Origin of the sequence: Dolichospermum planctonicum (assembly GCF_005402965.1) — a bacterium.
In the GTDB taxonomy this organism is placed as follows: domain Bacteria; phylum Cyanobacteriota; class Cyanobacteriia; order Cyanobacteriales; family Nostocaceae; genus Dolichospermum; species Dolichospermum planctonicum.
This window is the reverse complement of sequence record NZ_BJCF01000008.1, coordinates 75,242-90,555: the sequence shown is the minus strand read 5'-3', so window position 1 is coordinate 90,555 and position 15,314 is coordinate 75,242. Positions and strand designations below refer to the sequence as shown.

The 15,314-nt window shown below is 37.0% G+C and carries 15 protein-coding genes; 6 read left to right on the top strand and 9 right to left on the bottom strand.

Annotated elements, in window-relative coordinates:
* Positions 1-25: 25 nt before the first annotated feature.
* Positions 26-2,098: an AAA family ATPase gene (locus FFO06_RS05980; protein ID WP_137907212.1), complete on the bottom strand. Its 2,073-nt coding sequence runs from the start codon at positions 2,096-2,098 to the stop codon at positions 26-28.
* The gene (locus FFO06_RS21105; protein WP_162501174.1) at positions 2,095-2,268 is read right to left on the bottom strand and encodes a hypothetical protein; all 174 of its coding nucleotides are present in this window, start codon (positions 2,266-2,268) and stop codon (positions 2,095-2,097) included. The genes FFO06_RS05980 and FFO06_RS21105 overlap by 4 nt, the downstream gene beginning before the upstream one ends.
* A gap of 646 nt (positions 2,269-2,914) precedes the next feature.
* Between FFO06_RS21105 and FFO06_RS05975 the strand changes: the two genes are divergently transcribed.
* Positions 2,915-3,169: a Calvin cycle protein CP12 gene (locus tag FFO06_RS05975; RefSeq protein ID WP_137907211.1), complete on the top strand. Its 255-nt coding sequence runs from the start codon at positions 2,915-2,917 to the stop codon at positions 3,167-3,169.
* Between the two features lie 286 nt (positions 3,170-3,455).
* On the opposite strand, the gene FFO06_RS05970 is transcribed toward FFO06_RS05975, so the two are convergent.
* The 3 genes from FFO06_RS05970 to apcB form a co-directional block, all read right to left on the bottom strand.
* Positions 3,456-4,274 (bottom strand): TlyA family RNA methyltransferase, encoded by an 819-nt coding sequence (locus FFO06_RS05970; RefSeq protein ID WP_137907210.1) that lies wholly within the window; start codon positions 4,272-4,274, stop codon positions 3,456-3,458.
* Positions 4,275-4,379: 105 nt separating this feature from the next.
* Positions 4,380-5,039 carry a DUF1361 domain-containing protein gene (locus FFO06_RS05965; protein WP_137907209.1) on the bottom strand — a complete coding sequence of 220 codons (660 nt, stop codon included), beginning with the start codon at positions 5,037-5,039 and terminating at the stop codon, positions 4,380-4,382.
* A 277-nt stretch (positions 5,040-5,316) separates the two neighbouring features.
* A complete protein-coding gene (apcB, locus tag FFO06_RS05960; RefSeq protein ID WP_137907208.1) occupies positions 5,317-5,826 on the bottom strand; it encodes an allophycocyanin subunit beta in 510 nt (169 codons plus the stop codon).
* 371 nt (positions 5,827-6,197) lie between these two features.
* Here apcB and glnA point away from each other — a divergent pair, with 371 nt between their 5' ends.
* A complete protein-coding gene (gene glnA / locus FFO06_RS05955) occupies positions 6,198-7,613 on the top strand; it encodes a type I glutamate--ammonia ligase (RefSeq protein ID WP_137907207.1) in 1,416 nt (471 codons plus the stop codon).
* A gap of 68 nt (positions 7,614-7,681) precedes the next feature.
* On the opposite strand, the gene gifA is transcribed toward glnA, so the two are convergent.
* Positions 7,682-7,882, bottom strand: coding sequence for a glutamine synthetase inactivation factor IF7A (gene gifA, locus FFO06_RS05950; RefSeq protein ID WP_137907206.1), 201 nt, complete (start codon positions 7,880-7,882; stop codon positions 7,682-7,684).
* A 239-nt stretch (positions 7,883-8,121) separates the two neighbouring features.
* Positions 8,122-9,168, bottom strand: a complete 1,047-nt coding sequence (locus tag FFO06_RS05945) for a zinc-dependent dehydrogenase (RefSeq protein ID WP_137907205.1) — start codon at positions 9,166-9,168, stop codon at positions 8,122-8,124.
* A gap of 172 nt (positions 9,169-9,340) precedes the next feature.
* On the opposite strand from FFO06_RS05945, the gene mreD reads away from it, so the two are divergent.
* Entirely contained in the window at positions 9,341-9,958 is a 618-nt protein-coding gene (mreD, locus tag FFO06_RS05940; RefSeq protein ID WP_137907204.1) for a rod shape-determining protein MreD, read from the top strand.
* A 5-nt stretch (positions 9,959-9,963) separates the two neighbouring features.
* Positions 9,964-11,142, top strand: coding sequence for a bifunctional diaminohydroxyphosphoribosylaminopyrimidine deaminase/5-amino-6-(5-phosphoribosylamino)uracil reductase RibD (gene ribD, locus FFO06_RS05935; RefSeq protein ID WP_137907203.1), 1,179 nt, complete (start codon positions 9,964-9,966; stop codon positions 11,140-11,142).
* Positions 11,143-11,159: 17 nt separating this feature from the next.
* On the opposite strand, the gene FFO06_RS05930 is transcribed toward ribD, so the two are convergent.
* Positions 11,160-11,378, bottom strand: coding sequence for a hypothetical protein (locus FFO06_RS05930; protein ID WP_028085144.1), 219 nt, complete (start codon positions 11,376-11,378; stop codon positions 11,160-11,162).
* 388 nt (positions 11,379-11,766) lie between these two features.
* On the opposite strand from FFO06_RS05930, the gene FFO06_RS05925 reads away from it, so the two are divergent.
* Entirely contained in the window at positions 11,767-13,911 is a 2,145-nt protein-coding gene (locus FFO06_RS05925) for a DNA phosphorothioation-associated putative methyltransferase (protein ID WP_137907202.1), read from the top strand.
* Between the two features lie 8 nt (positions 13,912-13,919).
* On the opposite strand, the gene FFO06_RS05920 is transcribed toward FFO06_RS05925, so the two are convergent.
* Complete coding sequence (locus tag FFO06_RS05920) at positions 13,920-14,507, bottom strand: hypothetical protein (protein ID WP_137907201.1); 588 nt, start codon at positions 14,505-14,507, stop codon at positions 13,920-13,922.
* Between the two features lie 98 nt (positions 14,508-14,605).
* On the opposite strand from FFO06_RS05920, the gene FFO06_RS05915 reads away from it, so the two are divergent.
* Positions 14,606-15,175 carry a pentapeptide repeat-containing protein gene (locus tag FFO06_RS05915; RefSeq protein WP_137907200.1) on the top strand — a complete coding sequence of 190 codons (570 nt, stop codon included), beginning with the start codon at positions 14,606-14,608 and terminating at the stop codon, positions 15,173-15,175.
* The last annotated feature ends 139 nt before the right edge of the window (positions 15,176-15,314 follow it).

The following is a 15,314-nucleotide window of genomic DNA, read 5'->3' as shown; positions in this document are numbered from 1 at the left end:
ATTTTCTTCCTTTACGTGAAACATTCTAAACCCGTTCAACCTCAACAATTTCCGTATATTCAAAACCATTCAAACTCTGTCGCACCAAAGAATATCTTTCCCCGTGTAACTCAATAAAATCCTGTTCACAATTAGGCTTAGAAGAATAATAAACCAAAACATATTCCTTCCCGATTTTATCAACAATTTCCTCCTCAACTTCTACCCTCCATTGAGTCTTAGTCACCAACACAACCAACTGATTTGCTAACTTAGGAATAGTACGCGCAATGTGACGACGGGAATTAGCATCTAAACTCCCAAAAGGAGAATCCATAACAATCGGAAAAGTGCTACTATCGGGAACCATCATCATTTTTTTCTTCTCACTCCAGTCGCGCACTTTATCAATAATACTAGCGATAAAAGACAGACTGAGAATTTGATTTTCTCCCGTAGAAGCTGCGACTGGTGCTTCAATTCCCGTGGTATTTTCCACTAAACTTAATTCATAGTTTTCGCTAATTTTGGGAATATAGGGAGTAAAAGAAATCTCTGAAAAGATTTCCTGTACTCGCTGTTCCAATTGCAGACGAAACTGATTTTCTTGACGGTTTTTCACTTCTAACAATCGTTCAATAGCATCCTGAGTAGCATTAATACGACGCTGTGCTAAAAATTGTTTTTCCTCATTTTGTTTTTGCTTAGATATTTGTTTGATCAAAGTATCCATACTTATTTTTAAGTGAGAAAGTTCCTGGTGATTTGCACCTTGTTCCCGATTTAATTCATCAATTTTAGATTCAATTTCATCCAGACGTTTTTGTAAATTACTAATTTCCTCATTGGGATCTTTTCGTAATTGTTCTTCAATAGTTGTTAATTCCAACTCCACTTGATTGAGATTTTCCCTCAACTGTTGAATTCTTAATTGTTCCCTATCCGCTTCTTCCCAAAAAGCAACAGCTTGTTTATCAATTTCGTCAACTTGGGCGCTCATTCTAATTGCGGTTTCTTCTACAGTTGAAGAACCGGCTTTTCGCATGAGATTCTTCACATGAAAATGAGTATGAGTTCCTTCCCTTAAATCTGCACCACAAATACAACGTCCAGTATTCAGTAAATCATTGACAAATTCCCGCGAAATCCCTGCTGTTAATTCACCACGTTTTTTTAAATCTATAAATATTTCCCGAAATTTAGCGGTAGTTTCTGTTAACAAAACAGTATAACCCCGTGCGGAAATAACTTTTTTTAAATTCTCCCGTGTTTTCTTCAATTCTGCTCGTAAACTATCTCTTTGCGATTCTAAATTTTGCCTTTTTTCCTGTAATTCCTTGACAGCACTCAACTCTCTTAGTTTATTACTGACTTCCTTTTTAAATACCTGTTGATATTCTAACTCTTGATTTATTTCCGTTTGACGTTTATTAATGGTCTCAATTTCTAATTCTTGCTTTTGTTGATTGGTCAATAATTGTTTAGTTTCTGAGTCACCAATATTTTTAAATTCAGTTTCTAAAGACTTTTTTGCTTCTTTCAAGTGTTTAATAGAAAGTTCAATCACTTCCACACCCAAAAAAATTCTAATTGCTTCTGCGATTTCCGCTTTATTATGAGAACGCACAATTTCCTCAATACGTTCACCGTCAAAGAAAAAATATTGATGTAAACTTAATGGTAGAATTTGGGTAATGATTTCCTCTGGTAACTGATTAGGAATTTTCCATTGACCATCATCTCCAGCTAACCACATAGTTAACTGAGTTTTACCAGTTTCTATTAAATCACTTTGGTTTTTATAGACTCGACAACCACGTTTAGCACGATAGCGAATATTTTCATGTTCCCAACCAATTTCTACTGAACATTCTACAGGTTGACCAGGTTCAGATTCTGCGATCGCACGTTTATTTACTAACTGTTCGGTTGACGCAAAAGCAGCACTAAATTTCTCATATAAAACCCAAGTAAACCCATTCAAAATACTAGTTTTACCTGCTCCATTACTACCATAAATCATCGTTGTATTGCGAATATCTCCATTAGCTAAAATTATCTCTGGAGTTTTCCCATAAAACGAACGAAAATTACATAATTTAATAGAAGTTAGCCTCATTGCACTGCTTCCTTAACAATTGCGAGAATATCATCATTAATATGGCCTTTGCTTTTTCTATCTAATCTACTTTTCTCTAATCTCCATACTCTTTCAATAATTTGCTTTACTTCTGGTGGTGCGCTGGAAATTGGTTCTTGAACATCTTCAATATTTGATTCTGGTATCATCCTAAAACTGCAATCAATGTTTCTTTTATTTTAACCAGTTTTGATATGATAAATATCATCTACACAAAATTTTTCTCAGGGACTTCCAAAAAATAAATTATCCTTGTCATCATACCTTCACTAAAAAAGAGTATAAAAAGAGGACTAATGTAGTAGAGTTATAGTCTTCTAAAATGACAACTCAAAAATAACAAATAAACCATGGTTGATATCTTCACACTATTGCAATATTTACTACTAAAAATAAAATTGACAACGAAGACGCAAAGCTATTGTCAAATATTTTAATTATTTAATACTTTAGCATTGATAAATTATTACTTGTGAATAAGTAAGTCAGGATTATATCATCATAAGATAAAAAAGTATATAAATTAACTAAAAATAAATATTTGAATTGTTAATCTTAAAAAGAGTTTACTAACTTTGAATAATTGCATAGGACTACTATTTTATTTTTGAAAAAAATATCAAAAGTTTGATGTATTACGCTATGTTTACCATAGCATACATATCTTTTCAAAAATTAAACTGGATTCCTATATTTATTAGCGTTTTATTATTTAAACGTAAATAAAAATTATTTATTAGTAATCATTCAAGTTCTTAATCAACCTTTATTTTCCTCAACAAAGGTAATCTGATCATGACATTCCTAAACGAAGTTATTAATGGTAAAAAACCCATTGAAGAAGCAATTATTGAAGCTATTGTTAAAGCCAGAACAACTTGTGAAGAAAATGGTAATAATTCTGTTAATTGTGCAGTAGCTTGGGATATTGTTGAAGAATTGCAAATAGAGAAAGCCCATCAAAAACAAGCAAAACATCGAAAAACAAGCTTAGAAGACTATTGTGAAATGTATCCAGACGCTTTGGAGTGTTTAATTTACGATATTTAATTTAAATAGCTACACTTCAAAAAAAAATAGATATTTAGATCTCCGACTTATCGAAAAAGTTGGAGATTTATATACTAAATGAGTTTATTGAGATTTTTATATAATTTACAACAATGCTATTGTTTAACCTTGCATTAGTTGGTAAAAACATTGCATTATTAGTTTTTTAAAATTTATTTTTACTTGATGACATTACATTATGAATGTATAGCGTTACATTAGTAATGGATAAACTTGCATAATTAATAATTATATTTACAGAAAGACTGTAAAGTTTAATTACTGATTATTTTTTGATGAACTCCTGAATTACTTGTTTAGTAATGTCTTGAATAGTAGCTAAGGTTGGTGGTATAATATCACTTTCCATTTTTAACCACAAAAGATATTCAATATTTCCCGCAGGTCCAGTTATGGGAGAATAAGTTAAACCTTTATATTTCCAACCTAATTCTAAAGCCTTTTGCATGACCTGAAAAATTGCATCTGCTTGGTCATCAGAATCACGCACAACGCCTTTTTTCCCTATGCGAGACCTCCCAACTTCAAATTGAGGTTTTACCAGCAATACAGCCTCTCTGGAAGGTTGTGTTAATCCCCAAACAGCAGGTAAAATTTTAGTGAGAGAAATAAACGAAACATCAACAACCACCAAATCAGGAAATATAGCATTTTCAGTATATAATTCCTGTGGTTGTAATTGACGTAAATTCGTGCGTTCCCTTAAAATTACCCTTTGATCATTTCTGATTTTCCAGTCAACTTGTCCATAACCGACATCAATTCCATAAACTTGTTTCGCACCAGATTTTAACAAACAATCTGTAAAACCTCCGGTAGAAATTCCCCCATCTAAACAAATTCTTCCCCTTACAGAAATCGCAAATTGTGCTAAAGCTTTAGCCAATTTTTCTCCACCACGGGAAACAAAAAGAGGACGTTCTTTAACTTGAATTTCTGCGGTAATATCAACCTCAGTTCCCACCTTATCAATTATTTGTTGATTTACAGTTACTTCTCCAGCTTGAATAAGTCTTTGTGCTTGTTGACGAGAAGAAGACAATCCCAAATCAACTAATAATGTATCTAATCTTTGTTTAACCAATGTTACCTTCTTTAATGCTTACAAAATCTCCAAATTGCAGATTTTAGTCATCTTTTATTCATCTAAAATATTATCTAATTAAAACGATGAATTTTATCATCTGAATTAAAACCTGTGAATATGACGAACCTGAACTTTATCATGTGGATCAAAACCTTTATCAACAAAATTCAAAATAATTTTTTTCAGCAACCAATGTAAACCACAAAGAATGATAAAAGTGAGTATAATGATAATTAATGGTTGTTTACCAAGAAGTTCCTCCACACCTTTTGTAATTATTTCATCTGGTTGAGTGACAAAATCCCAACTATTAAAACGCAAAAATCTTCCCCAATAAATACCCACAGCACAAAGAGCGTGAGTAATTAACTCAACTGGAAAAATCCATTTACTTTTATCAATGCGATGTAAATAATAACCCAGGTTTATTAATGATATGACATAGGCAGCAAAACCGGAGAAAATTACTACAAAATAAACAGGAATTAAGACTAATGTAATCATCCATATTGACTGGACTGTGCGAATATCATGTATTAAGTGAATAACATCAGTTAATAAATAAGGTGCGTTTGGTAAAAAAGCGTAAAAAGTCAGGGATACTGGCCAACGCAACCAAGAACGACTACGTTTATTGCGAAATAACCAAACACTTAAAGCTAAGGGAATAAAAGCTAAAAATAAATTCCATGTCATCCACCGCATATTTACTTGTAATATATGCAGAACAGTTTTCATTAATTCAATGATTTCTGGTTTCATACAATTTTAATAGTATTAACTAGAATAATTTCTGTTTTTGGTTATACAAGTTGTACAGCATTCATATTATAAATCATTTTTATATCAAAATGGACTGCCAATAAATTATTTTATTGAACGAACCACTCCAGAAGCAGATCACACGGAGGTTTGATTATGAAATCATCACATTAAAAAATTGTTAAAAAATTGAAGATCTTTAACTCTGCGACTTTGTACCTTTGCGAGAAATAAAATCTAGGGGTAATTCATATTACCCCTAACAATTAATTAAGTCTTAAATATCAATCTCACTCAACTCACGAGTGATATAATCAAAAGGCTCATCCACAAAAGCAGCATTGGTAATACCTGCAACTGCTACTTGTTCCTTAACAAGATCCTTCATAATTTGGATACCTTGCACTGTTGAACCAATGGGTACACCCAAGGAATTGTAAGTTTCCCGTAGTCCTTGTAACACACGCTCGTCAAGTACATTCATATTACCTGCAACTAACGCATAGGTAGCATAGCGCAGATAATAGTCCATATCCCGTAAACAAGCCGCAAAACGACGAGTTGTATAAGCATTACCACCGGGACGGATTAATTCTGGTAACTGTGCAAATAACTTTGCACCAGCTTGTTTAACAATTGCGGCTGCATTAGCATTAATTGCGGCTGCGGCTTGTATTCTGGCTGTTCCACTCTCAAAGTAAGATTTGAGACTATCAATGGCGTTCCGGTCAAAATAACGACCGGTTACGTCATAATTCTTAATTAAAGTTGTAACGGCATCGCGCATTTTTTTTCTCCCAATTGTCAACTATTTATGGTTTGATATTAAATTGGCTGCAATTACGCACCAATAAAATTTAGTGCCAATTCGCATAAAATAGACTTTGGCACAAAACTATCCATCTGCTACTTAAGGATTTTATGCCAAAGTTGACCCCTGATGATAAAGTTTATAGTTTTGTACAAATTACGAAAGAAAGGTTAACATAACCTGTAATCCAGACAATCTGTAACTAACATGACAAAATCATGTCAAGTTAACTATTTACGATATTTCAGGTGGTGTGTGACAACTTGGTTTAGCGTAACAGGGTGAGAACGTCTTATCATGGTTTGGGTTTATATTAGGTAATTGGCTACAGAAGGAGTAAAGTAAAAATGGCAACCCCAAAAGAAATCTTGAAGCAGATTCAAGACGAAAAAATTCAGATGATTGATCTGAAATTCATTGATACACTGGGAACTTGGCAGCATTTGACCATGTACCAAGACCAAATTGATGAAAGTTCATTCTCTGACGGTGTTCCTTTCGACGGTTCTAGTATTCGGGGTTGGAAGGGTATCGAAGAATCTGACATGACAATGGTACTCGATCCCAACACTGCTTGGATCGATCCCTTCATGAAAGAACCAACTCTAAGTATCATTTGTAGTATTAAAGAACCTCGTACAGGCCAGTGGTATAACCGTTGTCCTCGTGTTATTGCTCAAAAAGCCATAGACTACTTAGCTTCTACGGGACTTGGTGATACAGCTTTCTTTGGTCCTGAAGCTGAATTTTTCATTTTTGACGATGTCCGCTACGACCAAACCACCAACTCAGGTTACTATTATGTAGATTCTGTAGAAGGTCGTTGGAATACTGGTAGAGAAGAAAAACCTAACCTGGGTTACAAAACCCGCGTTAAGGAAGGTTACTTCCCTGTACCACCCACAGACAGCTTTCAAGATATGCGGACAGAAATGCTGTTGATCATGAAAGATTGTGGTGTACCTATTGAAAAACAACACCATGAAGTGGCTACCGGTGGTCAGTGCGAACTTGGTTTCCGTTTTGGTAAGTTAATTGAAGCTGCTGACTGGTTAATGACTTACAAATATGTCATTAAGAACGTTGCTAGAAAATATGGCAAAACTGTCACCTTCATGCCTAAACCCATTTTTGGTGATAATGGTTCTGGTATGCACTGTCACCAGTCTATCTGGAAAAATGGTCAACCTCTCTTTGCCGGTGACAAGTACGCTGGTATGAGTGAAATGGGACTTTACTACATTGGTGGTATTCTCAAACACGCTCCAGCATTATTGGCAATCACTAACCCCACAACAAACTCTTACAAGCGTCTTGTACCTGGTTATGAAGCACCTGTAAACTTGGCTTACTCCCAAGGTAATCGTTCGGCTTCCGTCCGCATTCCTCTTTCTGGAAATAACCCCAAAGCCAAGCGCTTAGAATTTCGTTGTCCAGACGCTACTTCTAACCCTTACTTGGCTTTTGCGGCTATGCTTTGTGCTGGTATTGACGGTATCAAAAACAAAATTCATCCGGGTGAACCCTTAGATAAAAATATCTATGAACTTTCCCCAGAAGAATTATCTAAGATTCCTTCTACTCCCGGTTCTTTAGAATTGGCTTTGGAAGCTTTGGAAAATGATCACGCTTTCTTAACTGAAACTGGCGTTTTCTCTGAAGATTTCATTCAGAACTGGATTGATTACAAGGTCGCTAACGAAGTTAAGCAAATGCAATTGCGTCCACATCCCTATGAATTCTTCTTGTATTACGATTGCTAATTACAACAATTACTAACGTACAAGTAGTAAATTTTTTAGCCACCCTCTGGGGTGGCTTTCTTTTTCTCTTAACTCATAGTCGCTTGGCTACGTCCATAAAGCGTCTGCGTAGCTGCATCCATCTTACCTTGAATGGGATTCCAATAGTGAGACATTCCTTCATGCAAACCAAGTTCTTGTGCAGCACGCATCAACATGGATTGTTGACGGTTTTTAGCTTGCTGATGTTGACGCACCATCAATTGACGAGCTTTTTCTTGAATAGACATGACACTACCTCCCTGTATTTATTTACTAAGAAATAATTTCCTACTTCCTGCAATCTGATGATAACACAAAAATCTGTAGTGTAAACTACAGAATCTTAAATAAATATGATTATATTTCTTCTATGCTGCTTGTACTCTACATGATTACATAAAAATATGTAGTGTAAACTACAAAATTAAGAAATGATATAAAACTTCATAAATGCTTTCAGTTTCAAACCCCCTCTCCCCTGGTTTTCTTAGGGATAGATTAAGATTTTATAAGTTTCTGCTGTCGGGGCGATCGCTTGGTCTACGGCTTGTGGTAGATCTTGTAGGGGATAGCGATCGCTAATTAAAGCTTTAACATCAATGCGGCGATTAAAGACAATATCCGCAGCTAGACTTTGTAAACGGTAGGATGAGCTATAACTACCCATTAAATCTATTTCTCGACGATAGAGGATATTAGGATTAATGGGAATAGTCAATTCATCAGGAAATTCCGCAAAAAATAGGATTTTTCCACCTTTGCGAGTACAGTCCAAAGCTTGAAAAAACGCTTTATCGCTAGGAACAGCTAATAAAGTGACATCGACACCCATACCCCCAGTCAAAGCTTGAACTTTCGCAGTTAAATTAGAATCACGGGCATCAAAAGCTGCTTGTGCGCCTACTGCTAGGGCTTTTTCAATTCTAGAAGGTAAGAGGTCTGTAGCGATCGCTTTAGCGCCAAAGAACTTCACCAACATCATAAACATTAAACCAATGGGACCTGCACCAGTGACCAGAACAGTTTGTCCTGGTGCAATTTGAGCTTTTTTAACAGCTTTTAAACAGCAATTAGTAGGTTCAACAAAACTAGCTTCTTCAAAACTGATATGATCAGGAATGGGAATTAAGCCACCATTTTCCACAATGTGGGCTGGAACTTTGACATACTCAGCAAAACCGCCGCCACTGGGGTTAAAACCCGCGCTAGTGGAGATATTTTTATAAACATCGCACATGGAAAAATTATCATTTAAGCAATAGGCGCAACGCATACATGGTATATGGTGCATCACCGCTACCCGTTGTCCTACTTGCCACCCTTGCACCTGAGAACCAACAGCCGCAATAGTTCCAGCAGTTTCATGTCCAAATATGCGTGGCGGTTCATACAAAGGATAGCGAATCTTTTTAATATCTGACTGACACAAACCGACAACCCGCACCTGCACCAAAACTTCATCTGCTTCCAGTGTGGGAACTGGGACTTCTTCGTAAGATAATTGATTTACGCCTCTAAATACTTGTGCTTTCACGTTGTTTTTTTATCATTCAACGTTACTAGATTTAACATTTTGTGGTTAAAGTTAGGTTATGGAGTTTGACTTTTGTATTTCAGCTTCTTGTAATTGCTGCTCTAAGCTTTTTTCAAATCTTGGGAATGCTTCAATATCTGCTGATAAAAGATAATCACCAATCACCGAAACGATGAAAATACCCGGATTTCCTGGAGAAAGGAACAAAAAAGCAGCAACACCAGCCCGAAAATCCCGTTTTTTGATTCCGCCATTAGTCCAATGGCATCCTTGGTGGTGTCAATTTATAGATTGGATGATCACATTCGGGACAGTGCTGTTATGTTTACTAATGTTGCCAACTCGCCTCCCCGGTATGGAGTTATTAGGCATAGCTCCTAACTGGCTACTAATTTGGGTGGTATCTTGGAGTGTAAATCGCTCAGTATTATCTGGCATACTATCAGGTATTATTTTGGGGCTATTGCAAGACGCAATGACATCACCAGATCCAACTCATGCCTTGGGTTTGGGAATAATAGGGATGTTAACGGCACTAATCCAAAAGCAGCGGTTTATTCAAGAAGACTTTATTTCTATTGCTTTAATTGTATTTGGGATGGCTGTGGTCGCAGATACTATTTTTGCTGTGCAGTTGTCTTTGGCAGGAAATCGTCATGTAGCCAGCATTTGGATCTATTACCAGCGTGTTACCCTAGCATCGGCAATTCTTAGCAGTTTGTGGGCACCGGTAGTTTATTATCCTCTTAATCGCTGGTGGCAGCAGATAAAATTAATTCGTAACTCATAAGTCCAATGGATAAGCACCCGGAAATCTCGCCAACATCCCTATCTTTTCCTGAAGATCCTCTTGTAGAACAGCCTGTAGTCACAGAAATAATCGCTAATGACTTTGATTCTGCGATGATGCTACGCTGTCTGGAACTAGCTGCTATGGCCTTGGGGCAGACTTCACCAAATCCCTTAGTCGGGGCGGTAGTTGTTCAAAATGGGGAGGTTGTGGGGGAAGGGTTTCATCCCCGTGCAGGTGAACCTCATGCAGAAGTTTTTGCTCTCAGAGCAGCGGGAGAACGAGCGCGAGGCAGCACTATTTATGTCAGTCTTGAACCCTGCAACCACTATGGACGCACTCCCCCCTGTTCAGAAGCATTAATTAATGCTGGAGTGTCTAAGGTGGTGGTGGGAATGGTTGATCCTAATCCCCTAGTCGCTGGTGGCGGTATGGCGCGATTACGTGCCGCTGGTATAGAAGTTGTCGTCGGCGTGGAAGAAGCAGCTTGTCGGCGATTAAATGAAGGGTTTATTCATCGTATTCTCTATCAGCGGCCTTTAGGGATTTTGAAATATGCTATGACCTTAGATGGCAAAATTGCTACTACTTCCGGTCATAGTACTTGGGTAACAAATCAAGATGCCCGCACGGAGGTTCATCGCCTCAGAGCCGCTTGTGATGCTGTTGTTGTCGGTGGAAACACTGTGATACAAGATAACCCTTATTTAACTAGTCATAACAGTAATGCTCACAATCCCCTGCGAGTAGTGATGAGTCGAAGTCTGAATTTACCAGAACAAGCTCGCTTGTGGGATACTCGGGAAGCTCCAACTTTAGTTTTTACGGAGGTTGGTAGCTCACAGACTTTTCAAAATATGCTGCGGGAAAAAGGGGTGGAGGTATTGGAATTTAGATCACTGACTCCAGAACAAGTTATGACTCATTTATATGAGCGCGGTTTTTGTAGCGTGCTATGGGAATGTGGTGGTATTTTAGCAGCTAATGCGATCGCTCAAGGCGCAGTCCAAAAAATTATGGCATTTATCGCCCCCAAAATTATTGGTGGAAATCATGCTCCCACACCTGTAGGAGATTTAGGTTTAACCAGTATGACTCAAGCTTTACCTCTGGAACGGGTAAGTTGGCGAATTGTTGGTTCTGACTGCTTAGTAGAGGGTTATTTACCATCAGTAATTAAATAAATAGCATAGACACTTAATCATGTTTGTTGACGTTCATAAGCTAAATCACGAATCAGACTCAGCCGAGATTGAATATAATCACAGAGGAAATCAATCTCACTGGCATCTAAGAAGGCTTGATTAGTGATTTGTTTTACCAACCACTGCACTAAACTATCATCATCAAGCTGCAAAAGCGTTACTGTGTGGGTAGCTTCAATTATAGACCAAAGCTGACGCATGATTGTGGGAGTCATTAGACCTCTATTTAATCATTAGTTAGTTGTTTTCAGATTACACAATTCTCATATTAAGTGACTGCATAAATCCACAACTAGATATAAGTATTATTAAAAATTTAATAATTAGACAAATATCTTAATTTTAATCAAGAATTGTCAATTTATATGAATTAACAAAACTTTACTCATCTCAAATTTTTGTTTCTGGCCTTTTCGCTCTTTTTGCTATATTTGATGAATATAAGAACGAACCTACTAGGACACAGAGGACACAGAGGACGGAGAGAAATCAGGCTTTGATCGGTTTTTGTCTAAGTTATTACGTTTTTTATTCCCATTTTCAGCTTTTTGTACTAAAGTAATTTTAATCAGGTTATCTCTATTTTTACAAGATGACAGATTCATGTTTGAACCTGACAATATCACCCATACCCTTGAGGAAAACCTCTCCAAGTTTTATCCTCTTGAACTCGGTAACATAATTCAATATTGCCAAAATAGTCCCTTTGGCAAAATTTTACCTGATGCTTTTTACATTCATGTTTTAGCATTACATACTCTTGACCCTTGGCTGCAAGAATATGAAGGTTGCGTTCGTAGGGCTTTACCTCAAGTTCAGTCAGCAACTATAGTTAAATTTAGCACCAATAAACCGAAAATTTCCTATTTATTTTATCCTGATTTTGATACAGACCCTCATCCATCTTTACACTATAGTATTCAGGTGGATTTAGCAACTCTAGAGGTTGGTTATCGGGATTACAGCGATTCGGAAAATCCCCCCATTTTACACCGCAAAGAAACTTTTGTTACCCCAGAATATCCTTTGTATGCAGAGTTCGCCGCCTTAACTCGCACTCAAGTAGCTTTAGGTCTACTTAATCATACTAAAGGCATTGGTACTAAGTTAGGTTGGGAACAAAGGCTACAAATTTTTGGAGTGGAAATTCAGGGACATCACTTAATTCAACGGGAAAGCCGTTCTGTAGCCACAACCATAGTCCCAAAAATAGAGCGTCACAAAGCCGCAATTATCCGTCCTGATTTATCCCGTCCCGTCCGTTTAGCCCTGGAATCTGGCTTATTTAGTCCAGAAACCACCTTTTTTGACTACGGTTGTGGACATGGTGGAGATGTGACTCGTATGGCTGAACAAGGTTATATAAGTTCTGGCTGGGACCCGTACTATTCCCCAGACACACCCCGCATGGCTGCGGATATTGTTAATATTGGTTTTGTGATCAATGTCATTGAAAATACTAGCGAGCGCCGGGAAGCCCTAATTCAAGCCTGGGAACTCACTCAAAGGGTACTGTTAGTAGCCGCTCAGGTGTTGATAGCCGACATTAAACGCGGTGTCATTGCCTATGGCGACGGAGTGATCACTAATCGTAACACATTTCAGAAATATTATGAACAAGAAGAATTAAAAATTTACATTGACCAAGTGTTAGGAGTGGATGCTATTCCCGTGGACTTGGGTATTTATTTTGTCTTTCGAGATGAAGCTAACGCGGAGTTATTTCGGGTTTCTCGTTTCCGGTCTCGTGCTACTACCCCTAGAATACGTAATTGTGTGAAACAGTTTCAGGAATACCAAGAATTATTGACTCCCCTGATGAATTTTATCACAGAACGGGGAAGACTTCCGATTAAAGGTGAATTACCCCAAGAGGCGGAAATTGCTCAGGAATTTGGGAGTTTACGCCGGGCTTTTAATGTCATTATACAGGCAACTGACTCAGAAGAATGGCAAGCGATCGCTGACAAACGCCGTCAAGATCTAATGGTTTATTTAGCACTGTGTAATTTTAGCCGTCGTCCCAGATTAGGACAATTAGCACCAGCGGTAAAGGAGGACATAATTGGTTTATATAGTAGTTATAAACAAGCTTGTTTAGACGCTGATCAAATGTTACGTAGTTTAGGAAATACAGAACTAATCATTAAACGTTGTCAAGAAAGCAAAGTAGGTAAAAAACTTCCTAATTCCCTTTTGGTACATATTTCCGCATTACAAGCAATAGACCCCTTATTACGGCTTTATGAAGGCTGCGCTAGTCGTACCATTGGCAGATTAGAATCCGCAAATGTGATTAAATTCCATCTAAAAACACCGAAAATATCCTATTTATTTTACCCTGATTTTGATACCAACCCCCACCCAGTGTTATCAAAAGTGATGACAATTGATTTAAGAGACTTGCAAGTTACTTATCAAGATTATGATCTAGAAGATGACCCACCAATACTACACCAAATAGATACTTTAGTCACTCCCGATTATCCCCAATATGAGAAATTTGCTAAATTAACTCGTCAAGAAGAAAACAGAGGACTTTTGGATAATTGGCACAGTATTAGTCATCTTTCTGGTTGGAAAAAATGCTTAAAAGAAAATTGCACTGTTATTAACGGTTATAGGTTAAGTTGGTGCAAGGATGCGGATGCTTATAAGTTAAAAGCACTTAAAGCAGCTTTGAAAACTCGACAAAAAAAGAAGAATGTTACTCACGCACGCTCCGAGAGTCGCACAGAGGAGGAATAGAGGTTTCTTTAAGTTTGTTTTGTTTGTTTTGCTAGTTTTATCCAGGTTTCAATTCCTTTTTTTGTCGGTGTTCCTAAGTTATTAAATGTCCAAATATCCCGTTTATGTTGTTGTCCATAACTAATGTGAATTGGTTGATAGTTACTATAAAAATATAGGGAATCAAAAGGTAGTTTACTTTGTAATATCCATTGTACTAATTCTGTGCTGGGTAAGTCTCTAATCAAAAAATCACAAGCCGCACCTAATCTTTGACAGTAATATTGACCATTCTTGTTAATTTCATGGCTAATATGTTGGTCAATATTTGGGGCTACACGCCCATTTTTTTGACCTGTAACTGGGTCTTTTTTCTCAAGATACTTTTTTAAGTCTGAAGAACAAAAACCGTAGGTAAGATCAAATTTATCTCTACCAAAATAATCTATAATTGGGTCAATGATAAATTTGTTTAAATCCTGTAAAGCCGGAATTACTTCCGGTAGATTTTGAGGATAGGGGTTGATATTTTGGGCGTATTTATGATAAGTTTGAGTGCAGGTACAAAATTCTTCTAAAGTTAGATATTTGCCTAGTTTTAAACTGCTATTATTCATGAATACAGAAGCATTAAGGTTAGCTGTTATATTGTATCATTTAATTGATAATCAAAGATGTATACTAATTTCCCTGTTCCCTTTATCAAGGTCTATATATGAATGTTCAAGAACTTTTAGCTAGATACGCGACAGGAGAAAGAAGTTTTAATGGCATTGTCTTAAAAGGAGCAAACCTAGAAGGAGTCAACTTGGGTGGTGTGGACTTTGGTAGAGCAGATTTAAGAGGAGCAAATCTGACAGATGCTTTTTTAAGTGGAGCTAATTTGAGTAAAGCCAATTTACAAGGAGCAAAGTTAAAAAGAGCGCACTTATCTGAAATTATTCTCTGTGGTTCTGATTTAACTCAAGCTACATTGGAAATGGCACATTTAAACGAATCCGACCTCAGCGGGGCATTGTTAAGTGGTGCTAACTTGTGTGATGCTAATTTACACATGGCCTCAATTTCTGCTGCAAATCTCCGGGGAGCAAACCTGAGTGGTGCGAAAATGGGGGGTGTGAGAATGTGGAAAGCAGACTTACAAGGAGCAGACCTGAGTGGTGCTGATTTAAGCGAGGCTAATTTGTGCGAAGTTAATTTAACAGGTGCAAATTTAAATGCTACAGATATGAGCGAAACATTCTTAACAGGTGCGATTATGCCTGATGGTAGCATACATAGTTAATTCAGATACTTCAATCCCGGACATTAACTAAAGCCCTGACTACAAAAGGATGATAATTTGGACTGACAAAGGAAAATTACTGCTACAAAAATTTACAAATAAACCAAATAGAAAAAATTAAAATCAATATCTTCTGGGC

Excerpts from the sequence above, each read along its gene's own strand:
- FFO06_RS05980 (WP_137907212.1), bottom strand. The coding sequence starts at position 2,098 with ATGAGGCTAACTTCTATTAAATTATGTAATTTTCGTTCGTTTTATGGG.
- FFO06_RS21105 (WP_162501174.1), bottom strand. The coding sequence starts at position 2,268 with ATGATACCAGAATCAAATATTGAAGATGTTCAAGAACCAATTTCCAGC.
- FFO06_RS05975 (WP_137907211.1), top strand. The coding sequence starts at position 2,915 with ATGACATTCCTAAACGAAGTTATTAATGGTAAAAAACCCATTGAAGAA.
- FFO06_RS05965 (WP_137907209.1), bottom strand. The coding sequence starts at position 5,039 with ATGAAACCAGAAATCATTGAATTAATGAAAACTGTTCTGCATATATTA.
- apcB (WP_137907208.1), bottom strand. The coding sequence starts at position 5,826 with ATGCGCGATGCCGTTACAACTTTAATTAAGAATTATGACGTAACCGGT.
- glnA (WP_137907207.1), top strand. The coding sequence starts at position 6,198 with ATGGCAACCCCAAAAGAAATCTTGAAGCAGATTCAAGACGAAAAAATT.
- gifA (WP_137907206.1), bottom strand. The coding sequence starts at position 7,882 with ATGTCTATTCAAGAAAAAGCTCGTCAATTGATGGTGCGTCAACATCAG.
- mreD (WP_137907204.1), top strand. The coding sequence starts at position 9,341 with ATGAAAATACCCGGATTTCCTGGAGAAAGGAACAAAAAAGCAGCAACA.
- ribD (WP_137907203.1), top strand. The coding sequence starts at position 9,964 with ATGGATAAGCACCCGGAAATCTCGCCAACATCCCTATCTTTTCCTGAA.
- FFO06_RS05930 (WP_028085144.1), bottom strand. The coding sequence starts at position 11,378 with ATGACTCCCACAATCATGCGTCAGCTTTGGTCTATAATTGAAGCTACC.
- FFO06_RS05925 (WP_137907202.1), top strand. The coding sequence starts at position 11,767 with ATGTTTGAACCTGACAATATCACCCATACCCTTGAGGAAAACCTCTCC.
- FFO06_RS05920 (WP_137907201.1), bottom strand. The coding sequence starts at position 14,507 with ATGAATAATAGCAGTTTAAAACTAGGCAAATATCTAACTTTAGAAGAA.
- FFO06_RS05915 (WP_137907200.1), top strand. The coding sequence starts at position 14,606 with ATGAATGTTCAAGAACTTTTAGCTAGATACGCGACAGGAGAAAGAAGT.